This is a genomic window from Parasutterella secunda, from assembly GCF_023336895.1.
GTDB classification, from domain to species: Bacteria; Pseudomonadota; Gammaproteobacteria; order Burkholderiales; family Burkholderiaceae_F; genus Aphodousia; species Aphodousia faecalis.
This window is the reverse complement of sequence record NZ_JAMBLT010000003.1, coordinates 66,759-89,279: the sequence shown is the minus strand read 5'-3', so window position 1 is coordinate 89,279 and position 22,521 is coordinate 66,759. Positions and strand designations below refer to the sequence as shown.

18 protein-coding genes, 1 tRNA gene and 1 pseudogene are annotated in these 22,521 nt (G+C 45.1%); 10 read left to right on the top strand and 10 right to left on the bottom strand.

Going from position 1 to position 22,521, the window contains the following annotated elements; translation table 11 throughout:
• Positions 1-22 precede the first annotated feature (22 nt).
• Positions 23-1,645, bottom strand: a complete 1,623-nt coding sequence (locus tag M3080_RS04420; protein WP_249092066.1) for an NERD domain-containing protein — start codon at positions 1,643-1,645, stop codon at positions 23-25.
• Positions 1,646-1,694: 49 nt separating this feature from the next.
• On the bottom strand, positions 1,695-3,014 hold the full coding sequence (locus M3080_RS04415; protein ID WP_249092065.1) for an ATP-binding protein: 1,320 nt from the start codon (positions 3,012-3,014) through the stop codon (positions 1,695-1,697).
• Positions 3,015-3,462: 448 nt separating this feature from the next.
• On the opposite strand from M3080_RS04415, the gene M3080_RS04410 reads away from it, so the two are divergent.
• The 5 genes from M3080_RS04410 (at position 3,463) to M3080_RS04390 (ending at position 8,692) form a co-directional block, all read left to right on the top strand.
• Positions 3,463-3,822: a hypothetical protein gene (locus M3080_RS04410; RefSeq protein ID WP_249092064.1), complete on the top strand. Its 360-nt coding sequence runs from the start codon at positions 3,463-3,465 to the stop codon at positions 3,820-3,822.
• A gap of 160 nt (positions 3,823-3,982) precedes the next feature.
• On the top strand, positions 3,983-5,134 hold the full coding sequence (locus M3080_RS04405; protein WP_249092063.1) for a hypothetical protein: 1,152 nt from the start codon (positions 3,983-3,985) through the stop codon (positions 5,132-5,134).
• 148 nt (positions 5,135-5,282) lie between these two features.
• On the top strand, positions 5,283-6,455 hold the full coding sequence (locus M3080_RS04400) for a hypothetical protein (protein ID WP_249092062.1): 1,173 nt from the start codon (positions 5,283-5,285) through the stop codon (positions 6,453-6,455).
• 3 nt (positions 6,456-6,458) lie between these two features.
• A complete protein-coding gene (locus M3080_RS04395) occupies positions 6,459-7,511 on the top strand; it encodes a hypothetical protein (protein ID WP_249092061.1) in 1,053 nt (350 codons plus the stop codon).
• Entirely contained in the window at positions 7,508-8,692 is a 1,185-nt protein-coding gene (locus tag M3080_RS04390) for a vWA domain-containing protein (protein ID WP_249092060.1), read from the top strand. The genes M3080_RS04395 and M3080_RS04390 overlap by 4 nt, the downstream gene beginning before the upstream one ends.
• Before the next feature lie 79 nt (positions 8,693-8,771).
• On the opposite strand, the gene M3080_RS04385 is transcribed toward M3080_RS04390, so the two are convergent.
• Positions 8,772-9,554, bottom strand: a complete 783-nt coding sequence (locus M3080_RS04385) for a Sir2 family NAD-dependent protein deacetylase (protein WP_249092059.1) — start codon at positions 9,552-9,554, stop codon at positions 8,772-8,774.
• A 13-nt stretch (positions 9,555-9,567) separates the two neighbouring features.
• The gene (locus M3080_RS04380; RefSeq protein ID WP_249092058.1) at positions 9,568-10,542 is read right to left on the bottom strand and encodes a hypothetical protein; all 975 of its coding nucleotides are present in this window, start codon (positions 10,540-10,542) and stop codon (positions 9,568-9,570) included.
• Positions 10,543-10,685: 143 nt separating this feature from the next.
• On the opposite strand from M3080_RS04380, the gene M3080_RS04375 reads away from it, so the two are divergent.
• Positions 10,686-11,462, top strand: a complete 777-nt coding sequence (locus M3080_RS04375) for an ADP-ribosylglycohydrolase family protein (protein WP_249092057.1) — start codon at positions 10,686-10,688, stop codon at positions 11,460-11,462.
• A gap of 56 nt (positions 11,463-11,518) precedes the next feature.
• Here the strand turns inward: M3080_RS04375 and M3080_RS04370 are convergent, their stop codons facing one another.
• The 4 genes and pseudogenes from M3080_RS04370 to M3080_RS04355 all read right to left on the bottom strand — a co-directional run bounded on the left by M3080_RS04370 (position 11,519) and on the right by M3080_RS04355 (position 14,470).
• Positions 11,519-12,319 carry a hypothetical protein gene (locus M3080_RS04370; protein WP_249092056.1) on the bottom strand — a complete coding sequence of 267 codons (801 nt, stop codon included), beginning with the start codon at positions 12,317-12,319 and terminating at the stop codon, positions 11,519-11,521.
• A 58-nt stretch (positions 12,320-12,377) separates the two neighbouring features.
• A pseudogene (locus tag M3080_RS04365) lies at positions 12,378-13,178 on the bottom strand (ADP-ribosylglycohydrolase family protein); the annotation flags it as partial.
• Between the two features lie 55 nt (positions 13,179-13,233).
• Positions 13,234-13,632, bottom strand: a complete 399-nt coding sequence (locus tag M3080_RS04360; RefSeq protein ID WP_022473084.1) for a hypothetical protein — start codon at positions 13,630-13,632, stop codon at positions 13,234-13,236.
• An 82-nt stretch (positions 13,633-13,714) separates the two neighbouring features.
• Positions 13,715-14,470, bottom strand: coding sequence for a GntR family transcriptional regulator (locus M3080_RS04355; protein ID WP_249092054.1), 756 nt, complete (start codon positions 14,468-14,470; stop codon positions 13,715-13,717).
• A gap of 114 nt (positions 14,471-14,584) precedes the next feature.
• Here M3080_RS04355 and M3080_RS04350 point away from each other — a divergent pair, with 114 nt between their 5' ends.
• From M3080_RS04350 to M3080_RS04335, 4 genes are all read left to right on the top strand, one after another.
• The gene (locus M3080_RS04350; RefSeq protein WP_249092053.1) at positions 14,585-15,847 is read left to right on the top strand and encodes a M20/M25/M40 family metallo-hydrolase; all 1,263 of its coding nucleotides are present in this window, start codon (positions 14,585-14,587) and stop codon (positions 15,845-15,847) included.
• Positions 15,848-15,891: 44 nt separating this feature from the next.
• Entirely contained in the window at positions 15,892-17,271 is a 1,380-nt protein-coding gene (gene dcuC / locus M3080_RS04345) for a C4-dicarboxylate transporter DcuC (RefSeq protein ID WP_249092052.1), read from the top strand.
• 137 nt (positions 17,272-17,408) lie between these two features.
• Complete coding sequence (locus M3080_RS04340; RefSeq protein WP_249092051.1) at positions 17,409-19,571, top strand: AAA family ATPase; 2,163 nt, start codon at positions 17,409-17,411, stop codon at positions 19,569-19,571.
• A gap of 151 nt (positions 19,572-19,722) precedes the next feature.
• Positions 19,723-19,797, top strand: a tRNA-Glu gene (locus tag M3080_RS04335).
• A gap of 44 nt (positions 19,798-19,841) precedes the next feature.
• Here the strand turns inward: M3080_RS04335 and M3080_RS04330 are convergent.
• Both M3080_RS04330 and M3080_RS04325 read right to left on the bottom strand, forming a co-directional pair.
• Entirely contained in the window at positions 19,842-21,038 is a 1,197-nt protein-coding gene (locus tag M3080_RS04330; RefSeq protein WP_249092050.1) for an RtcB family protein, read from the bottom strand.
• 365 nt (positions 21,039-21,403) lie between these two features.
• On the bottom strand, positions 21,404-22,507 hold the full coding sequence (locus M3080_RS04325; protein ID WP_249092049.1) for a metal-dependent phosphohydrolase: 1,104 nt from the start codon (positions 22,505-22,507) through the stop codon (positions 21,404-21,406).
• Positions 22,508-22,521 lie beyond the last annotated feature (14 nt).

The following is a 22,521-nucleotide window of genomic DNA, read 5'->3' as shown; positions in this document are numbered from 1 at the left end:
CTATCGTAGCCGCTTGGATCACTCAGAGACAAGCGGCTAATTTTTGAGCAAAAGCGTCCGTTAAAACGATTTTCAAACTCATGGAAGCCCGAGTCATGCCCAGATAAAGCAAAGACTTGGTTTGGTCGTCTAATTCATCAAAATCCACTTCTGTCAAAATAATGCACGGCGCCTGAAGTCCTTTAAAACGTCTCACCGTATCGTTAAAGATTGTTCCGTCACTAAAGAGCTGACGACCGTTTTTAAACTCATCCAACGGTTGTTTAAGCGAATATTTGTCTAATCCCAGTGTTGGTGAACATAAAATCTCTGACGAATGACGTCCCTTCATCGACAAGATGGCGATTTGATCATCAGAAAAGCCCTCTTTTCGAGCCTCATCAACTGCCCTTCTCGTTTCTTTTAAAAGTTGCGCGGGACCGCTATAGGTGAAAAAAGCAGGAACATCCCCTTGATAGGGACTCGTAGAGACCAGAGGGCTAGAGGTAAGCGCCAGTTCATTGATTACTTGCGTTACCCTCTGCGGTATGCGAGCGGTTTCTGCGGAATTCACTCGGACAGATTCAGTAAATTCAACAGTTTCACCAGTTTTGAAATTGGGATCTGATAAGACGTAGAGTGTTCCATCAGATGATAGAGCCTGCGTTAACGCCACCACCCAATCAGATTTCAAATCTTGAGCATCATCCAACACGATGCAATCAATGGAATAGTTACCATCTTCTAATTTCTGAACAAACGCCTCAGACACGTCATTGAAATACTGGCTTAATTTCAGTGAATCAATATCTGCAGGATCTTCAGCTCGGGTTTTCTCAATCGCCAATTCATGCCATGTACCAATGAATTCAACATGCTGATTAATGGGGTGATCCTGAAGCTTTTGAGCGATGTTGCGGGTCGTATTGATGTACCAGGCACTTCTTTTTTCTTGATGGGCTTTTTGTAAGAGCGACAACGCAAGCTGCGTTTTACCGGCACCGGCCGGTGCATTAACTTCTACAACAGCCAAAGGCGATTCAATTCTAGGAATCCAGGTGGCCAATCCTGAAGATAATTCCCTACACCGGATATCCAGCGTTTCAGAAATGGAGCTCAAACTTTGTTTGACAACACAATGATTTTCTAAAAACTCGACGATTGTATCTTTAGAGACGTCATGATTATGCGGCAATCGGTCGCAGTCCAGAATGATATTGCAGAGTTCATCCATACGATCCGCATCGATGACCCTGGCCGAATCAATACCGATTCCGTATCCATCCAGTTTTCCGGTTGGTAAAACGAGAAACGAGCGAATAGTTAGATTCTTCGCAAAAGCAGCTAAACGATTTCTGACAATTCCTCCCTGCCTATTTAACTGTTTAACAATATCCTTTTGACCTCCGGCTCCATAGTCACGCACCACGTGTCCGGATTCATCCGCTATTAGATTACCCGCTTTAACTTCTAAGACAACAATAACGCCAGTCGGTGTAACCACAACGGTATCCAGTTCAGAACTTTTACCTTCAGCCGCAATATCCACGTTGGCGATTACAGAATATCCCGGTGGCAAATCTTCCAATTTTTTCTTCACCATTAATTCAGCAATCTCACCCTGTCTGGTCTTTTGTTCGTCCATATGAATACCTCTATGTGCCATTAATTCAGACGCTCTTTGTCTTAAAGAGATTATTTCGATCCTCTTGACCTCACCGCTCAGTAAGCAAAAATCCCATATATAAAGGCAAAGTCAAAAGCTGTTCACGACGGCCCACGTTGTAGTCCCCGAGTTTTATGGCCGAATGCACGTGATACTTCTCCGGATGCTTCAAAATAGTGCGCGTGCTTTTCGTATTACCAGAAGTTGCTTTCACTTCCAGCAAAACTGCCGCACCCTTGTAACGCATAACAAAGTCGACCTCTAGCCCTGTATCTTTTTGGAAGTAATACAAAGGCCTTTTCATTTTGATGAAGAAATCCGCCACTAAATTTTCAAAAATCGCCCCTTTATACCCAAAGAGATCACCTTGTAAAATGTCACGCTCCGTACCGTCTTCCAACATCCCGACAAAAAGACCGGTGTCTGACATATAGACTTTGAACTTATCATGACAAGCATTACCCTCAAGTGGCAATTCAGGCAGCGTCAGGTTGTAGCAACGACGAATTAACCCAGTATCTTCCAGCCATTGAAGACTTCCAACATACTGGTTAGAACGCGCAGTCTTTTTAATCAAAGAAAATTGGAATTTCTTGTTGTCTCGAGCAAGTTGCTTCGGAATTGATTCAAAACACTCACGAATTCGTGATTTATCCGCACCTTGTGCATATTTGACCATATCGTCCTCAAAGGAGCGAATCAAAAGTTTTTGCTCTTCACGAACGAAGGCGACATTTTTTTCTTTAATGAACTGATCAACAATATGAGGCATTCCGCCCACAACAACATATTGCAGCAATAAGTCTCTCATCCGTTGGTGCAACGCTTCAGGAACGGGCCTTTCCTCTTCCAGACACTGCTTTAGAAGAACTATCAAAGAATCCTCAATCCCATTGGCCCAAAGGAATTCCTCAAAATCCAACGGAAACATATCAATAATGGTTTCATAGCCCACCGGCACAGAATAGTCTTCCGAACGATAGCCGCTAATACCCAATAACGAACCCGTTGCTAAAACGTCAAAACGACCATCCAGCTTGAAAAATTTCAGAGCCGCACGAGCTCTGGGGCACTCTTGAATTTCATCTAAGACAATGACTGTCTCGTGAGGTATAAAGCGAACGTTTGCACCGACAAACGCACTCATCATTAAAACGACATCGTCAACTTTAAGCGATCCTTCAAAAATCGTTCTGTAATCCGGATTTTCGAAGAAATTCAAGTACACAACGTGTTTGTAGTGTTGTTGAGCAAATCGCAACACAGAAAATGTTTTTCCGCATTGCCTGCAGCCTTTCAAAATCAACGGATTCCGATTTTCCGTATTGAGCCAATTCAAGAGTGTTTTTTCAATTTTTCGCTTAAGCATAGATTTCGTCGCTCTAATTACATTTTTTAGTCACTTTAACACGAAAAATTACGTTTTCCTAGCGACTTTTTCCAAAAATCTTACATTTTCCCAGCGAGTTTTTCGGGATATCTAACATTTTCCTAGCGAGTTTTTAAAAATAAAGACCGATATTCAAGATTGAGAACATCATTTTTTGGACATTAAACCTTCATAAAATGAAGCTATAAGCATTATCCTGATCTCAGAATAAAGATAGAAACTCAACTAGGAGTCAATCATGCGTAGGGTTGTTGGTGATTACATCGTTGATCTTTTTGGCAAAGAAGAATCCAACAAAGAATTTCTCATTGAGCAATCAAAGATCAGAAGCTATTGAGACAATAAATGCTTCATAAAATGAAGCTATTGTGAGTATTCTTTCAATAGAGAAAAAATTAACGAATGCCCTCATAAGGAGCAGAAAAACATGATGAACTTCATCGCCATCGATATTGAGAACTTTAAAGTGGATCTCTACGACGAAGAAGAGTTTATTGCCGCTTATGAAGCGGAGGCGCTTGACCCCGAAGACTACAAAAGTAATAAGGATCGAATCACGGAACTGGTTGAAGATAATTACTGTGACATCGCTTGGTCCCGGCAAGACGCGGTCGATAAAATTATCGAAGAAATCGAATTACTTTCCATTGAAGAAGGTGGAGACGATGAAACTCTCGTTGGTTTAGCCAAAATGCTGATTACCATCGCTCAAGCCAGTTGGTGGGATGAGTTTATTGAACGAAACAATCCGTTCGGGCTCCCTAGTCGCAGTTGTCTTGAACTTTAATCTCAAGAGTTCAAAAAACTCAAAAATAATTCAACCTAACTTTAGCCCATCATTGCGCCGGATATCTGACCAATCAGGTATCCGGCCAGTTTTTAATTCTCAATACCTCATAAATTGAAACGCCTGTCGATACCCTTTTCTCATTCATAGGAGACCGTTTATGAGTTCAAAAGATCTGTCGAGCCAGGCATTTTCATTCAAATACCAAGAATTCTTCAAACCGGGTTTTATTTGGTACAGAGACGAAGCTGTCGCTTTCGTCAAAGAACACTATACGGTTCAGTTGCTACTTCCCGCTGAACTTTTGCGTCGATATCCCCACTATTCCGCCTCTTACAACGGCTTTATTGAAATACCCGCCGGCTTTGTTTGGTTTGCCCCTAAATTTGTTGCGGAAATCGTTCGGGCTTGGGGGCATAGATTCTTTGGCGCGCCGTTTGAGCAAAGCGCTTTTGAAAAAGTTCAACAAAGTCTACGAACACTTTTTGGTTTTCATACCGGATACCCGGATCTGCACAAAAAAATGCATAACGCGACAACATCACAAGAAAAAATCCAACCGGCCCAACAACCGCTTCTGGATTCTTTCAGAGAAATAGCGCTTTCAACTAAAGGACTTTTTCCCAACCTCTACGAGTTGATCCCCTTGTGGTCCAACCATGTCACACCGATCAAAAATGCAGAAAAGAAACGCTCCGCAAATTTAAGGGTTCTTTACAAACCCAAAAAACTTATTTCTGTTCAAACCAGTCTCGATTTGGTATTAAGTGAAGGGCTCGTTGAGTGCGCCGCTCCCTCCACGCTTTTAGGTTTTTGCGTTAGAAAACTCAGTTTAACGGGTGAAATTTTGGACTACTGGTTCATCGCCCCCTACAAACTCGGATACGACTCTTTCACAAGCCAAGCCACCCATTACCAGGTGGACTGCGAAATGAGTCAGAAACTGTCTAATCGTGAAGAGGGTCAAGTCAAAGCCCGAGAAGTTGATCAAAAACTTGATGAAATCGCTTGGAGTAAAGATCCGACACTTAATTTTGAAGAGTTAGAAAAAATCGCCATGGTCATGACTTCGATGGAAACACCTAACCAAAGCCTGCAATACAAACGACATGTTCTCTATGATCTTCTTGTCGATGAAAAACCTTTAAGGGAAATTCTTGACAAAATTGAATCCTCCGGCAACTCTCCCTATTCTAAAAACATCAATCCCAAGCTTTTTTCGGAGGCCTGCGCTGCCCGAGCCGTAGAACTAAACAACGCCAATACCGAGTTGCCCTTGAGCCCATTTTTCGCCCTTAGACCCAACGCATAAAACATCATTTTCCCCGATACACCAATACATCATAATTTGATGTATCGGTTTGTATTCTTTCATCATCAAAGGGACTCTGTCGAACAATAAATTTCCCCATTTTGTTCGTCAGACCCATAACTTGACCCAATCCCCAAGGCTGACAATGATGAACGGAAAACAACCTTCGATCTCACACATGCTTTCCGAGGAAAGCCTCCTTACGCATGAAGGCTTTATTCGATTCAATGGATTTCCCGTTGCTTTTGTGAAAAGCAACCTTTCGGTGCTGCTGCTTTTACCCTTTGAAGAGCTGAGTCGCCGTCCATACTACTCGGCAACTTTTAACGGTTTTATTGAATTGCATTATTCAATAAGCAGACTCTGTCCCCGTTTCACCCTGGCTCTCATCGCCGAGTGGGCAAGCCGCCACTTTGGACTATCAACGGATCCCAAGCGTTCAGACTATGTTAAAAAAGCTCTCCAACGGCTCTACGGCTGGCATCACGGTAAATCGGATTTAGCTTCTGCTCTTTCCAATCCCGATGATCCGACACACGACTTTCCACTAGCCGATAAACTCTCTGCTGCCGAAGCAGATGTGCTCGATAGTTTTCAAAAAAGCCACTACCCAATTTATATCGTGAGCGGTCTTTGGTCAAACCACATTCGATCACCAAAAACCACCTATCTTCCCACTCGTGAAGCTCGACGTTTGGTCCCGATCGATAACGGTTATGTCCCGGTTATCACAAACACGGATCTTTTAGTCAAAGTCAAGGTCGATGATCAACATCGTGAAAATCTGTTGGGCTTGTGTGTTCGCAAAGTTGAGAGTGATGGTGAAATCAAAAAAGTATGGTTTTTGCCTAAACGGCTTTGGAAATGGTTCATGTATGAACCGGAACAAAAGCAATTTTTGACAGCCAAAGAGATGGAAAAACTTCTTCCGGCGAGTTCTTCATCCAATCTTTGTACCGGAATGTTGGACGATACATTAAACACTTTAGCCTGGTCACAAGATCCCGGATTAACGAACAAAGAACTTGAAGATGTTTGCATGCTGCTCTTGGAAATCGACCACCCGGACGAAAAACCTTTAGTGGTGAACTCGCCTCTTTTCCAACTCTTTCTCGAGAACAAAGACCTTGCGGAGGTACTTCAAGCGATTGAATCCTCCACCCAGGGCAAACACTCTGCTTTTGAGGTTGATCCCGTTGTCTTTGCCGCAGCCTGCGCCTTAAAAGCAAGGGAATTTCAAGGGGAATCCTCTGAGGGCGGCATTCAATACTGTCCCATGCCCGATGTCAACGCACTGAAAACGTTTTATCAAAAGGTTTAAAAAATGAAATTCTCGGATTTAAAGAAAAGCATTCTGGCTCAATTTGAAGTGGCGGGCGGCAACCGCATCGTCCCCTTTATCGAGGGCAAGCCCGGTGGTGGGAAATCGGCTTGTGCACGAGAAATTGTCAATGAATTGAAGAAAAAATATCACATCGCCGATGAGCAAATCGTGGAATTCAATCCCTCGCTTCGCGACCCGGTTGATGTCTTGGGGGTGCCGTTTAAGCATGAATCAGGCACACACAATGTGTGGCTGCCGCCCGAAGAGTTTTATAACTTGCGTCAAGGGGTTGGTCCCTGCGCTTTAATCATTGAGGAGCTAACCGATGCTCCCATGTCCATGCAAAACCCAATGTGCCGCATCATTTTGGATCGATGGGCCGGATCGGTAAAACTTAGCGACCAGCTTTTCATCATTGCAACCGGTAATCGCGTTGAAGATAAGTCCGGAGCCAATCGCATGAGTACAAAACTAGGCAACCGTCTGCGTTGTTTGCCTTTTGATGAAAATCTTGACGATTGGATCACATGGGCCAAAGCTCACAACATTTGCGACGTGCTGATTAAATTTTTGCAATTTCAGCCCAAGATGCTTTCTGATTTTGATCCCACCCGAAAAACCAATCCGACTCCCAGAGCGTGGGAGGCTGTGAGTCTGGTTCCATCTTTCACCGGACGAGACGGTGAAAAGCTTTTTCATGCCTTGGTCGCGGGCGACGTCGGTGAAGGAGCCGCGGCCGCTTACTGCGCTTTCCGGAAGATGTACCTGAACCTGCCGGACTTTTCAGAACTTTTAGCCCGCCCCGAACAATATTTGGTTCCGGAAGATTTAAGTATCCGCTGGGCAACCGTCATGAAACTCGTTGACCTCGTTGCGTCCGAGAATTGCAAACAGGAGACGGCCAACGCCGCACTGACTTTTATCAGTCGCGTGCCACCCGATATGCAGGCCATGGCTGTTCGGGAACTTTACAAAGGCGAATCCAAAAAGCGTTTAATCGCAAGTCCCGTTTTTAAAAAATTAGCATCAAGGCTGACTAAGGTGATTGGATGAGTGAAACCATTAACAAACTTCTTCAGGCTAAAACTCGCCTGTCACTGCGAGAACCCTTTTTCAGCAGTATTCTCTTTCGCTTTCCCATGGAAGCAACTGACACGGTGCCTTATGCTGCCGTGACACCTCGTGGGAGAATTCTTTATAACCCCGAAGCAATTGAGAAGCTTTCGGTGGAAGAGATCGTTTTTTTACTTTGCCATGAAGTGCTGCATATAGCGTTTTCTCACAGTCTCAGACGCGGCGAGCGTGAGCATTATCTTTTTAATATTGCGAGCGACGCCGTCATTAACGAAATGCTCATTGAACTGGAAATCGGGAAATTTATTGATAGCGGGATACGACTGAAGGGCGCTCAATCCAGAACCGCAGAAGATATTTATGACGAAATCTACGAAAAGATTCCGGCGGCCAAACTACTTTGCGACATCATTTATTCAGGTGACCAAAACGCAGGCGGGCTCAAAAATGATCCCCTTGCCGAAGCCAGAAAAATCTACGGTGAATCGGTGGAAGACGCTGAGTTACGGGACATTGAAAATTGCGTAAAAATGGCCATTGCGGAAGCAATCACCAAACAGAAAATGATGGAGACTCGTATGGGCTCCGCAATGGGTCATCTCATCACCCTTTTAGAGGAATACGTGTTGGTTGAAAAGCTCCCCTGGTACGAACTGTTGGGACGCTTCATGACCAAATTTGTTTCACAAAACGAAACATGGCGCCGCCCTAATAAACGTTTCTCAGATGTCTATCTGCCTTCTGTCAACAAAGAAGCGCAAATGGGCTCATTGGTTATAGGTATTGACACATCAGGGTCCATTTCGGATGAAATGCTGGCTGCTTTTGGCAAACACCTTTTTGACGTTATTGAAGAGTGCAAACCCGAAGAGATTTTTGTCTTGTGGTGCGATTACAAAATACAAAAAATAGAACAGCATCAATGGGAGGATGTGCCTTTTAAATTGTCCGCTCCGGGACGCGGCGGCACCAATATGTGTGAGATTGTCAACTGGGTGAATAAAAACACTCCCGAGGCTGATGCATGCGTCATCTTCACTGACGGCTATACACCTTACCCGCAAGCCGATGAAGAAAGTGTTCCCACACTTTGGGTGATCACCTCAAAAAATGCCGCCATCCCTGAACATATCAATCGAGTTCACTTTGAAATGGACTAATCCCAATGCAAACAGGCTAGCCGATCCGGTGTTAGCCTGTTTTAATGCTGAACTTGAATTCTAGGGCACGTAACCAAAATTAAATATTTTCAATTAGTTGTCCCACCTCTTTCAAAACCATCGGAACAATTCCTGTCGCCTTGCCCAATCTGATGTAATTGAAAGGACCATAGCCTTCGTCCATCATCGAGCAATTAAATTGCATCTCCCGAGGGGCTTCCTTATTTAAGAGCATACGAATAGGGGCGCCGGCTGAGGCCGCAATCGTGACAAAATCCGCGGCCGGATAAACCGTTCCTGAGGTACCGATTGCGATGAAAATATCCACTTCTTTTAAGTACGACATGATCCAATCCAAACCATGCGGCGTTTCTCCAAAGAGAACGACATCGGGTCTGACGGCTGAAAATTGAGCGCGGCATTTAGGACAGATATTTCCTATTTTGTAGAAACCTTTTCTCGGAAAAACCGTACCGCATTTCTGGCAGAGACTGCGATTTAAGGACCCATGCAAATGAAAAACAGCTGTATCTCCCGCTTCCTCGCAAAGAGAGTCGATGTTTTGCGTGACATGCACAATGTCGGCCTGTAAACGATACTTCTTTATAAACTGAGCAATGGCTTTGTGAGCAGCGTTTGGTTCACAAGCGTCAAAATCACGAATTCGCTGATTGGCCGCTTCATAGACTCTTTCAGGCAACGACCGCATATAACCTCTTGAAAGACTGGCGCTGTCGTTTTTAGGATCACTGCCTTCTCCACGGTAGGTCGGGATTCCGCTTTCTACTGATAGGCCGGCACCCGAGAGAATAAAAATACTTGGACGCTCTCCACGCCACTTTTTAATCATTGTCGACAACATACAAAGACTCCCATTATTTATGCAATTTCCAACTGACCATGCGTTGAAATTCAGGCCACGGATCAGTGAGATTCTGTCGATTCAAAAGCTGATGCATAGCACTGCGAGCGTACATATCCCGCCGAACATCAAACGAAAGTTCATAGCGGCTCCATTGAAAATCTTTCATATCATCTGCATCGGGAGATACAGCACAAATCTTCACCTCGGGATAATGAGAAGCAATGAGCTGCATCATCCGCAAAAGGGCCTGCTTTTTCCAAGTGAAGCTCTTTACACGAAAAGTACTTGGATAGTCCGGGTAGTGCCACTTTTCTTTTGTGCCCGTAAAAAATCCGGCTAATCGAATAATTTGATAGATCTCCTCGACATCGGCCCGTTTAGGAATGGATAACTCATAGAAGTCCCGATCATTGTCTCGCCAGGGTTTGTCAAATCCCATCGATGTGTAGAGCTGATTCAAAAGGCTATCCAGTTGCAGTGCAAAGCGAGAGGTTTTGACCCGTTCATAAAATTCATGCCAGCCGGTGCCGTAGCAGTCTATTTTCCGGTAGTCCCACTGATGAAAATCACTGTCGGTTCGGGATTGGTAGTCGAAAAGCATTTGAAAGTAGACCACTGCAATTGCACAGGCAATATCTTTGACTGATCCCGATAACTCGGTACGTGTTTCTGGCTGGCAATCCACTCCATTTAGAAGATCCAGTGCCTGATGAGCATTGTGATTACCCAACTGATCAAGTATTTGCGACTCACCCATGCGGCTTGCGGCTGCCATCGCGCTCATAATTTCGTGTTCTGACGCTACGGCTCTGTACAGATAAGCGCCAACCGCCTGGGCAAACATAAAATTATCTTGGCTAACCCGCTTTCTCATTTCCTCTAAAAGAACGAAATAGGTGTTACTTAAAACAGCCCTATAAGCCTTCCCTTGGAGAAAGTCATCCGGACTAAAAGCGGTCTTGAATGTTTTATTTCCAGTTTTCATGTCTTCTCTCTCTACTTTTCTGACAGGTTGAGTATGACTTTTAGGACTTCACTTTATGCAACATTCGATTTTGCTGAGCACTTCAAAAACTGATAGATGACTCGTTAAAGTGGCGGTATCTGAAAACCTAACGGAGAAATAGCATGTTGGGAGCCATTGTCGGCGACATTGTTGGTTCGCCCTATGAATACAACAACCTCAAAAGAAAGGATTTCGAATTTTTCAGCCCAAATGGTTTCGTCACCGATGATTCAGTTTTAACGCTTGCCGTCAGCCATGCGTTATGTCAGCAAAGCACAAACCTTCAAAAGGCCGCCGAGAAGTCATTGATGGAAATCGCCTGGCGATACGCTGACAAAGATTACGGCGGAGGTTTTCGTCGTTGGATGCAGCAGGAAAGTCCAGCCCCCTACAATAGTTTTGGCAATGGGGCTGCTATGCGTGTCAGTCCTTGTTCACTTGCCGCAAAAACACTCGAAGAATCAAAAGTGATGAGTTACGCGGTGACCTCTGTCACTCACAACCATCCGGAAGGACTCAAAGGCGCTGAAGCAGCCGCTGTCGCAGGCTTTTTAGCCAAAAATGGTCTTACTAAAAAAGCCATCGAACAATACATCAACGAACACTATTATCCGATGGATTTTTCCTTGGACGACATCCGTCCTCAATACCAATACGAAGTCAGCTGCCAGGGCACCGTTCCCGTGGCTCTTAAAGCTTTCTTTGAATCGGTGTCTTTCGAGGACGCCATTCGAAATGCGGTCAGTATCGGAGGCGACAGCGACACGATCGCGGCAATTACCGGCGGTGTCGCGGGCATTTATTATGGAATTGATGATTGGATCGCTAAGAGAGCCGAAGAATATTTGGATCCGTACCAAAGGCAACTTTTGAAGAACTTTGAAAAACTGTTTTGCTAAAAATGACGTCAGGGGCAAATTTCTGCCCCTAACGATTGCTTCAATAACAGATGGAACTACTGCTCTGGCTTAACTTCTGACGTTTCTTTTTCGTTTTCATCTACCCTATCTTCCATCTCTCCATCTAAATCATCTTCATCATCCAAATCATCTTCATCGCCCAAATCGTCTTCATCATCGAACTCTTCATCTTCATGATCTTCGAGCCAATCATAGGCGGATAAAGAGACCCGGAAAAGACGTCCGATAAAGTCCAAATCTTTAGGTTCATAAGGACCTGTCTTGATTAATTGCAGCATTTCTTCGATTTGCCAAACATCTTTGTCGCTGTCGAGAAGTTGATCGATGACAAAAAACGGCAAACCGGTTGCAACTTTAAGACATTGACGTTTTTCCCCTGCGGACAAATCTTTAACATCAATCCGATAGTCCGCCTCCAATTTATCAGCCTCTTCCCCCGGCGGCATCATCCAAATAAGAACACCGCGTTTACCCAACATGTACGGACACTCGCAACCGAAGGCATTCTCCATCAGATCCAACACAATAATTTTGTGCTGCTGCAACACATCGCCCAAGTCGTCGTCAACACAAGAGGCATCTGCGCGGTAAATTAAGTCGTCTTGCCAATAGGTCATTCTTTCAACAACCGCCTTGACCGCTCGCGGATTCGCACCGCACACCAGGATATGGAGCGGACGGACATAACCATCGTGATCCGTTTGAAGATAATTCGTAATGATTTCAGCGGCCGTATCCACATCATCTTCGTTGGCTTGCGGTTCGCCAATCCGACTGATCGGATTAGCGACAAAATAAGGCAACTTGTAGCGTTGATCCACTAATTTTCTGCGCATGGCGTTCTCCTTTTCGATGAGAAAATTATGATCGACCATGCTTCATTTTATGAATGTTTTAAATGACCGTATACATTTCTTCGAACTGTCTGAGAACGCCTGACAAATAAGGATCTAGATACGTTTGCGTTTTCTGAGCGATGGCGTCTGGAATACCATAGTAAAGACCGGCAATACTGCCTGCCATCGCGGCCAACGTATCGGTATCGCCTCCTAAGCTAATCGCCGTGCGGATAGTGTCTTCAAAAGAATCCGACTCCAAAAAGGCTTTTATGGCAAAAGGAACCGTCCGAGGGCAGGTATTGCCGAATTGATAGTGAGGGCGGATTTCATCAATCAAAAAGTCCATCGGATAATAATGATCTTGGACGTATCGTCCAATTTCCGCTTTAGACCGTTTTTCTTTTGCCAAGAAGGCTGCAACCGCGATGGCTTCAGCTCCCTTTAAGCCTTCGGGGTGATTATGGGTCACGGCGGTTACCGCATAGGAAAACTTTTTAACTTCTTCCAAACTTCTGGCAACCATCGCACAGGGACTCACCCGCATAGCCGAGCCGTTTCCCAAACTGCCATAAGGCTCACTGACATCAGCTAGCATCCAGACTAAAAATTTGGAGCCATAGCCCGCTCTTGGGTATCTAAGAGCAAAAGCTTTAAGTTGGGCAGCCGCCTGCAAAGACAACCGGTTGTAGTCCCCACGACAGTCAAGAAAAGCCTGACAAATAGCCAACGTTAAAATCGTGTCGTCAGAAATATGACAATCCGGTGCAAAAAACGAAAACTCTTTCGATTGAAGACTCGCTAATTCGAAACGAGAGCCCACCACATCACCGACGATGGCTCCAAGCACAAGACTTCCTCCTACTCTTTTTCTGAGAAACTAGCAGGATAAGTTTCAGTTTAAGATGTGAAAGCTACATAAAAATCGGTTCAACGAAAAAGTGGATCATGGCGGCCAAGTAAGCCTCATCCAGGTATTCAGCTCCTTTGATGCTACCCATGGCTTTGCTTGAAGAAACAATTCCGCCTCTGTATACCGTCCCGTTCTTGAAGCTCAGCACCACTCTTGAAGAGGATTTGATGGTTCCCTTATAAGCTTTCCCATCATCAATTAATCCCAGCTGCCTTGAAGACGAAACAATCGTTCCTTGATAGATTTTTCCGTTCTTAATGGTGCATAACGCTTTAGACGACGAGGTAATAGTTCCCTCGTAGAGTTTGTCGCCATCGATATGGCAAAGCATGCGGCTCGAAGAAACCATACCATCGTAAAGCGCCCCATTTTTAAAAACCAAACTTCTCATTTGCGGCATGTTGTGCTCCTTATTCTGTATTTTCCTATCCTGTTATTAAGCTTAATACCGTCAAGCCTTTTTGAACGGAAATTTTTTGCCATTAACTGAGATCGAAAAATACCTTTGTCACATCCACTCGGCCACGGTTAATTCGATACTCAACCGGCTCATAACCGAAGGTCAAAGACAGTCTTTCAGTACATAAGGCTTCAAAATGCTCCGGGACATGTAACTTTGCCGCCCTTTCCTGGTCCAAACATTCATAATGCACGGCGCATTTCTGACTGAGAATAACCACATTAAATTCCCTATCAAAAAACTCGTAGAAAGATTCACCGGTTCGGAAATGCGTTAAAAAGTAGTCCAAGGTGAATTTGCTGAATTTTTCTTTAACTAAAAAACTTTCATCAATGGATACGATCTCCTCGGTCCCCGTTTTTATGCTGATCCAGTGCCGAACAATATGAATAACTTCTTGTCCTTTTGACAAATGCAGGGCTGAAAGAATTTTCTCATCAACATCGCTCGTGACTTCAAATGTCACCAAGCGACCACGACTTCCCCTATTTTGTCCATCTAAATTTCTAAAAATTTGAAAAGCATTCCAATAACCTTGATCGCGATAAGTCCTTACAAATGTTCCGGCCCCTTCACGCCTGAGCAAAATTCCATCATTGACAAGTGTCTCAACCGCTCGTCTCAATGTTCCAATGGACACTCCCACCTGTTGCGCCAAAACGGGCTCAATCGGAATTTTTTCTCCGGGCTTCCATTCCCCGGATTGAATAGTTTTTAACAAAATTTGTCGAACTTGTTGGTAAAGCGGCTGACGGTTAACGCGAGAGAGGGTTTGCATAACGATCCTCGTTAAATTCATATATATGATTAATGATAGACCTTTTGTATTGCCTTGCGCTATTGGTGGAAACTAGACTGATGCCACACAACAAAATCCTAAGGGGGAGCTGTCGTGCAAACGGGGATTCCACAACTAGACCAAGAGACTTACTTATCAGTTAAAACTCTCAAAGACTCAGCCAAAGTGACACGGGCTCTTCAGATCGCGTTTGACGAAGCCGAGCTCGGAATGAAGGAGCAGGTTGAGTTATGTGGAATCCCCGCGCCGACTTTTCAAGAAGCGCTGCGCGCCGAAGAGATTGTCCGCCGAATGAAGGCTTACGGACTATCAGACGTCACAACCGATGACATCGGCAACGTTATCGGCTTTCGTCCCGGGAAAGGCAATGGACCGGTTCTTGCCATCGGCGCACACATGGATACCGTTTTCCCGGCCACCACGGACGTGACAGTCAGACAAGAAGGAAACCGCTACTTCGCGCCCGGAATCGGTGACAATTGCTCAGGACTTCGAGCACTTTTGCAAATCATCCGCTCTTTGAATGAAGCGGATATACACACCGAAGGGGATATTTATTTCGTCGCCACCGTTGGAGAAGAAGGCTTAGGCGATATTCGGGGCTCGAAATACTTTGTTGCCACTCACAAAATTGACGGCTTTATCGCTATTGATAACACCGAAATTGGGCGCATATTGAAGGGTGCCGTTGGTTCTCACCGCTACCGTATCACCATCGAAGGTCCCGGCGGTCATTCCTACGCCAACTTCGGTGAGGTCGCCAGTGCCATTCACGCCATGTGCATTGCCGGCAACATGATCGCTCATATCAAAACACCCATCAATCCGAAAACAACTTTCACGATCGGCACAATTCAAGGCGGCACCAGTGTCAACTCCATCGCCCCTTCCTGCTCTGTGGAAATCGACATGAGAAGTGTCAACAATGAAGCACTCCTTCAGGTCGAGTCTGAAATTTTGGCCTGTTTTGATAAAGCGGTCGCCGAAGAAAATGCCCTTTGGTCTATCACAGATCCTGCTAAACAGGTTCATTGGAAAAAAGAAAATGTTGGTAATCGTCCAGCCGGCATGCGCCCCGATGACTGCCCCGTATTGCAAGTGGCCCGTTCTTCTTTGAAAGCTTTAGGACAAGAACTGACAAACTACGGCGTCTCTTCAACCGATGCCAACGCTCCGGTCAGCATGGGCATTCCGGCTACCTGTCTCTCATCGGGCGGCATACAACACAAATGCCACACGATCCACGAATACTTCGACAAAGTGGATATTCATTTGGGGCCCCAACTACTTATCCTGACAGCCTTGGGACTTGTCGGTTGCGAGGGATTTAAACCCCTTTTGCCTAAGCGGGAATAATCGTAAGGAGTGAAGCACCACCATTAATGCTTTCGGAGACAACCATGACTGGTGTTTTTATCGTACTCATTTCGGTCGCGGTCATCTGCTGGTTGATCGTCAAAAAATTCTATCCAGCATGGTCTTTGTTCGTGGTGGGCATCGTGACGATCGCCATCGTGGCGGCGATCTCCGGAGATCCGGTGGCAACCGGTAAAAAAGTCACCGGCTTTATCGGTTTCGACATTCTGGGAATTTTCGGAGGCCTTTTGCAATCCCGCGCCGGCGGCCTTGGCATGAACATCATGATCATTGGCGGCTTCGGCTACTACATGAATAAGATCGGAGCCACGAGCGCACTGGTTCATGTTTGCACTCGCCCCATGTCTCTCATCAATTCCCCCTATATCATCATGGTGTTGGGCTACGTTGTCGGTCAATGCTTAAATGTGGTGCTGGGATCAGCCGTGGGTTTGGCCATTTTAATGATGGTCACGGTCTACCCGCTTATGCTAAGCGCCGGTGTCAGCCGCCAAGCCGCCTGTGCTTCCGTTGTGATGACCGGTGGTTTCGGCATCAGTCCTCTTGGTGCCAACAACTTGGTAGCCAGTAAATTGACCGGCATTCACGTAATGAACATTTTCGTGGATTACCAACTTGTCATCGCACCGGTTACTTTGATTATTGTCTGTATCGTGCACTACTTTGTGCAGCAGTATCTGGATAAGAAAGATTTAGCGAGCGGCCGTATTACACAAGCTGACTTCATTGCCAAAGATTTGTCCGATGCAGATAAAAGTGAAAAAGCTCCAGGCTTTTACGCAATTTTCCCATTGGTGCCATTGGTTTTTCTGTTTATTTTTTCTCCGCTGGTCTACAAAGGCATCAAGCTTGACATCATCAATGCCGTCATGGCTTCAATGGTTATCACTTTTGTCATTGACTGCGCCGTTCGCCAGGATATCAAAACATCTTTTGCCTACATTAAAACCTTCTTCGAAGGCATGGGAAAGATCTTTTCCTCAACCGTCGTTTTGATTGTCTGCGCCGAAACATTTGCGGCCGGTTTAACACGCTCAGGTGGTATCCAGACGTTAATTGAAGCGGCCAGTAACTTAGGCAGCGGCTACCTCATCGTCTATACGATCATGTTCTTGATCGTTGGCCTGTGCACTTTTGTGATGGGTTCCGGTAACGCCGCGTTCTTTAGTTTTGCGCCGATGATCCCCGGCATTTGTCAAACAGTGGGCGGCAACGCTCAGTGGATGCTCACCGGTATGCAATTGTCTTCCGGCTGCATCCGCTCCATGAGCCCCATCGCCGGCTGTGTTATTGCCGCCGCGGGTCTTGCGGACATTTCTCCGTTTGAAATTGTTCGCCGCTCGGCCCTTCCAATGCTGACCGCTTTTGTGGTTATTTACATCATGTCTTGCACCTTGGTCTGATCCAACCGAAGTTTCCTTTCAAGCAAGGCTTTTCCGCCCGATTTTTCGGGCGGCTTTTTTTGCAGCAAACCTTTTTGTATACATCATTAAATGATGTTTAAGTCCATACACTTCCTTTCAAGAAAAAGAGGAAGAATATGTTTAAGTGCAATCTCAACGCCAGCCATCAAACGTTTGACGAAACCGTGTTTCGTCTCTACCAGTTCTTTTTCCTGTCTATTCTTCTGTATCGTGACCTTTGGAAAAATGTCACCTGCGGCTACAACGATAAAGTTGAATACAACTTTGAACAAGTGAAGTGGAGCAAAATCCTGGGGTTGCCTGAACTTGAACAATTAACACCGGATGAAATCAAAAAGACGAAAAAAGTAGCGGACAATCAGGCCAAGATTTATTCGCTTTTAATGAAAAAATACCAAGCGTTTGAAGAAAACCCTCCCCTTGTCCCTGACAATCTAAAAGCCAATGTCGAGCTTTTGGCAAAAACGTTTGGCTTAAATGAGGCCGAAAAAAGTATTTTGATTTTTCTTGCGGTCATTAAACTCAATCAATTCAACTGTCTCGATCTATTCAATATCTTAAAAAACAAGAAAGCTGACCTTATTACCTATCGAGAACTCATCAGCGACTTTTTATCTACCATCTGCGATTGCGGTTACGAAACACTCTATAAAGCCTTATCTAAGAGCGGCGCTCTCATGCAAAATCGTCTGGTTCGCATCGATGAGGATCCCCGAGATTTTGAGTACTACCTCATCCTTGATCCGGATTTGGCCGCTAAACTGGTCTACCCTCATCAAAAATTGCATGATCTGCTGGCGATGTCACTGGTCAAGGGAAAAGAAAGTCAACTCACGCTCGAAGACTTTTCGTACCTCTCGCCCAATCTGCCGCTTTTAGTGCAATATTTGCGCAAGGCTCGAGAGACTCAAAAAAGCGGAATCAATATCCTTCTTTACGGTCCGCCGGGAACCGGAAAAAGTGAACTGAGTCGGGCCATCGCTCAAGACATTGGTGCTGACCTTTTTGAAGTGCCTGTCGTTGATGAGGAGGGAGACGCCGTTAACGACCGCATGAGTTGCTTAATGTTCAATCTTTCTCAACTCAAAAACAACCCCTCGGCGATTTTGGTTTTTGACGAGGCGCAGGATTTATTTAAAAACTTCGGAGCCACCCCCTTCTTGGCCACCCTATCGGCCAAAGGTAATGAAAAACAAAATAAGGGCTTGACCAATAAAGTCTTGGAAAACAATCAAACGCCCGTTATCTGGATTACCAATTCCATCCAGGCGATGGATCCGGCCTATATTCGCCGTTTTGATTTTTGCCTTGAAGTCCCGGTGCCACCTGAAAAGCAACGTCAAAAAATCATTGAAAACAAAGCAGGCGCCTTCCTGTTACCTGCTGGAATTCATTGCATTGCTCAAAGAAACGACATTGCTCCGGCCGTGATTGACCGCACGGCCAAGGTAATCTCGACTATCTCGACTTCAAAAGAGGAAATGCAAAAGCATTTCTTCACACACTTAAATGCCAGTCTTATCTCCATGGGTATTCGCCCCGTGCAATTGAGTAGCCGACCGGATGACGAGGAGCTGTATGATCCCGCACTGAGTACAGCGGACTATGACTTAGCACAAGTGGCTCAGGGGATTTCGGAGTCACTCAGTGCCCGTCTTTGCCTTTACGGCGTTCCCGGTACTGGGAAAACGGCTTGGGCACACTACCTCGGACGTGTTCTTGGCAAGCGAGTGATCGTGAAGCGCTGCAGCGATCTTTTGGATTGTTTTGTGGGTATGACCGAGAAGAAAATTGCCGCTGCGTTTGAAGAAGCTAAAACAGAAAATGCCATTCTGGTCATGGACGAAGCTGACAGTTTTTTGCAAAAACGCTCCGGAGCAAACTATAGCTGGGAAATCACTCAAGTCAATGAAATGCTCACGCAAATTGAAAACTTTGAAGGCATTTTTGTGGCAACCACCAATGCCTTGGATGCCATGGATGACGCCTGCTTGCGTCGCTTTGATTTAAAGGTGAAGTTTGATTATCTGGATGCAAAGAAATCCAAAATTCTTTTTAAACGGTACTGTGAAAAGATTTGCCCAGACAGCTTTATTGACGACCGTATTTTAGAAGCGGTGGACAATTTGCGTTCTTTGACGCCCGGTGATTTTGCAACGCTTATGCACCAGTCTCGGTTTAATCCCCTTAGAACGCCTGAGGCGTTACTGAAGGGACTTGAGAAAGAATGCGAAACAAAAGAGGGGCATCATCATAAGCGTCCGATTGGATTCAACTAACACATTCTTTTTCAGTTATATAAAAGAATATGAGCTTGTCGCATCCAACGAATCTATCATTAATTTTTTGTCAGTTCGTGTCTTGAAGCTAAGTTTTTTTCTCTAAAAAGTCGTAGAATGGAGGCCTCTCGTCAAGAGAAGTAGTGCCGTTATCTCCATCGTCTAACGGTTAGGACGTGACCCTCTCAAGGTCAAAATACGAGTTCAAATCTCGTTGGAGATACCATAAACTCAAGTGTTGGGGAAGCCGTTAGCTTCCCCTTGTTGTTTCTAGCCTTTAATACAGAGTATTTGTTTGAGCTCATGGAGCGTTTTCGTTAAATCTGATTGGTTCGCCATGACGGCATCAATCGATTTGTACGCTTTCGGAATCTCATCCAAAACGCCGGCATCTTTTCGACACACCACACCTTTTGTCTGGGCTTTCAAATCATTAACCGAAAATCGTTTTTTAGCTTCAGTTCGACTCATCTTACGGCCGGCACCGTGCGAAGAGCTACAAAATGACTCTTCGTTACCCAGGCCTTCCACAATATAACTGCGAGCGCCCATGCTGCCAGGAATAATTCCTTTTTCGCCAAGCCCTGCACGAATCGCGCCTTTTCGTGTCACCCAAATCGTCTCGCCAAAATGTTCTTCTTTTGCAACATAGTTATGGTGGCAATTGACAATTTCACCCTCTAGTTCTGTACTAGGTTTTAACACACGCAAAGCCTCTAGAACATCTTCAAGAATGATCTGGCGATTAGCCATCGCATAGTCCTGGGCCCAATGCGCCGCTTTCATATACAAATCGAAATCCTCCGTGCCCTCTTTTAAAGAAGCTAAATAGATATCCGGAAGCTCTTCTCCGTTTTCTTTAGCCAATGTCTTTGCACGCGCGATAAAAAACGATGCCATGATATTGCCGATGCCGCGCGAGCCCGTGTGCAGCATAATCCACAAACGGTCTTCATTGTCTACCGTCAGTTCAATAAAATGGTTGCCACCACCCAATGTTCCAAGCTGCGCATGCCACTCTGATTTAACCATCGGATCAAGCATCGTGGGTTCATGGGCCAAGATTTCTTTTAGAGGTTCTTCAAAAGGCTCACAAGATTTCCATCGAGTGTTTTCTTTTGACCGCTGCGCAAAACCGACAGGGACTCTGGAGAGAATTTCTTGCATCAAATGCTGAAGCTTACGTTCATTGAACGTATGTTTCGTGAGATTCGTGCGCACAGCCAACATCCCACAACCAATGTCAACGCCCACAGCGGCTGGAATCACCGCTCCTTTTGTCGCAATAACGCTGCCAATTGTCGCTCCCATCCCGGCGTGTACGTCAGGCATCGCAGCCACATGATGGAAAACAAAGGGAAGCCTGGTAACATTTTTCAATTGATCGATGGACTTCAGATCAATGTCGCGGGTCCAAATTTTCACAGGCACTGAAGAATTTTCCGTTAGCGTCTGGGCAATCGGCATTTTCCTATCCTTAATTTCGTTACAGTACTGAAAAAATACAGTTCAGTGCTTCAGTTAACGATACACGTAAGACAAGGTTTTCATGATTTTCCCATACTTCATAAAATGATGAATGATGGGTTATTTTGTTTTTAATAAAAATTTTGAACCACTAGTCATTATGAGAAAAAAGAAAAAAATGTTAATCAAAGGCATCACGCCTAAACCCAGAAATCCGATTGCTCGTGTTCTTTGTACTGATACTCGCTTTAAGACCAGAACGTTTAAAAACAAAAAGAAAACAATCGAGAAATTTGATTGGAAAAAAGAAGATTTTTGACAATGAAGCCCGGATTTTTCATATTCCGGGCTTTGATTTCGAGTAATTAGAGCTTAATAACTCGAGCAACATCAGCTGCAAAAGCCTTGCGACCTTGAGAACTCAAAATTCCATACAAGCGCATGGCTGTCAAATTCGCCAAAACGTAGTTTCTAAAAGCATTGAACTGTGTTTCATCCGTGATCCCGTACTGCTCTTTAGCCAAGTCTTTGAGCGCTTGAACAGACCATTGGCAAGCAGATGAAGAAATGACCCAATCGTGATCGGCCAAGTGCACCACATAGCCTTCCATGCGGCGCGGCAGCGGAAGAGTCTTCTGATCGGCAGCCAGCAATCCGCTCTTTACAGGATCCACTCCTGCGATAATACTTGCGGCCTTAAGCCAGCCAACCACCAAAGCTTCGCCTTGTTTAGAAGAAGGATGCTCATGAGCGCAAGCTTGGGCCACGACCAGGCTTGGTTTAATACCGCGCTTGATGGACTCAGCCACGCTCAGTACGTGATGTTCACCGGTGCCTGCCAATGTTTGTTCAACCCGACAAGCATGATTTTTTTCCCATTGGAAGACCCAAGGTTTGTGCAGATCATGCAAAATTTCGCCGCCAACTGCATCGTCCCAGTCCAAATCGAGATTGTTGATATGGCGATAATTTTCATAAAGTGCCTGAGCGGAGACCACATTTAAAGCAGTATGAGTGGCTAATCCTCCCGGATAGGCATGATGGGAACCATAACCAGAACCCGGAGCGCTCCAAAAAGGCTGAGGTGACTGTTTTTTATTTTGAATGCGAGGGAAAATGGCTTTGGCGTCGGAGGCAATTAATTTTTCTTTTTTCAAAGAAGACAAAATGCCTGCTTCATTACCTTCTGCAATACTCGGCGCCGGGTTCTCAAGAATACTCAAAATAGAAGAACGCAAAGAAGAATTGTTAATCTTTTTTGCTACACTCACAATCGTGTCATACGCTGACTGAACCACTTCGCTATTTTTTGCCATGTCTACATCTGACATGGAAAACACTTCTTTGACACTACGACAGTTTTTGGGGCCGGCTGCAACCGCAGCCATAGGCGTCATAGCAGCAGCCGCAACGGAAACGCCAATCAATGCGCTGCCGTGAAGAAAATTTCGACGAGACAAGGTGTTCATAATGTCCTCTGCTC

Coding starts and splice junctions, on each gene's coding strand:
- M3080_RS04420 (WP_249092066.1), bottom strand. CDS start 1,645: ATGGCACATAGAGGTATTCATATGGACGAACAAAAGACCAGACAGGGT.
- M3080_RS04415 (WP_249092065.1), bottom strand. CDS start 3,014: ATGCTTAAGCGAAAAATTGAAAAAACACTCTTGAATTGGCTCAATACG.
- M3080_RS04410 (WP_249092064.1), top strand. CDS start 3,463: ATGATGAACTTCATCGCCATCGATATTGAGAACTTTAAAGTGGATCTC.
- M3080_RS04405 (WP_249092063.1), top strand. CDS start 3,983: ATGAGTTCAAAAGATCTGTCGAGCCAGGCATTTTCATTCAAATACCAA.
- M3080_RS04400 (WP_249092062.1), top strand. CDS start 5,283: ATGAACGGAAAACAACCTTCGATCTCACACATGCTTTCCGAGGAAAGC.
- M3080_RS04395 (WP_249092061.1), top strand. CDS start 6,459: ATGAAATTCTCGGATTTAAAGAAAAGCATTCTGGCTCAATTTGAAGTG.
- M3080_RS04390 (WP_249092060.1), top strand. CDS start 7,508: ATGAGTGAAACCATTAACAAACTTCTTCAGGCTAAAACTCGCCTGTCA.
- M3080_RS04385 (WP_249092059.1), bottom strand. CDS start 9,554: ATGTTGTCGACAATGATTAAAAAGTGGCGTGGAGAGCGTCCAAGTATT.
- M3080_RS04380 (WP_249092058.1), bottom strand. CDS start 10,542: ATGAAAACTGGAAATAAAACATTCAAGACCGCTTTTAGTCCGGATGAC.
- M3080_RS04375 (WP_249092057.1), top strand. CDS start 10,686: ATGTTGGGAGCCATTGTCGGCGACATTGTTGGTTCGCCCTATGAATAC.
- M3080_RS04370 (WP_249092056.1), bottom strand. CDS start 12,319: ATGCGCAGAAAATTAGTGGATCAACGCTACAAGTTGCCTTATTTTGTC.
- M3080_RS04360 (WP_022473084.1), bottom strand. CDS start 13,632: ATGCCGCAAATGAGAAGTTTGGTTTTTAAAAATGGGGCGCTTTACGAT.
- M3080_RS04355 (WP_249092054.1), bottom strand. CDS start 14,470: ATGCAAACCCTCTCTCGCGTTAACCGTCAGCCGCTTTACCAACAAGTT.
- dcuC (WP_249092052.1), top strand. CDS start 15,892: ATGACTGGTGTTTTTATCGTACTCATTTCGGTCGCGGTCATCTGCTGG.
- M3080_RS04340 (WP_249092051.1), top strand. CDS start 17,409: ATGTTTAAGTGCAATCTCAACGCCAGCCATCAAACGTTTGACGAAACC.
- M3080_RS04330 (WP_249092050.1), bottom strand. CDS start 21,038: ATGCCGATTGCCCAGACGCTAACGGAAAATTCTTCAGTGCCTGTGAAA.
- M3080_RS04325 (WP_249092049.1), bottom strand. CDS start 22,507: ATGAACACCTTGTCTCGTCGAAATTTTCTTCACGGCAGCGCATTGATT.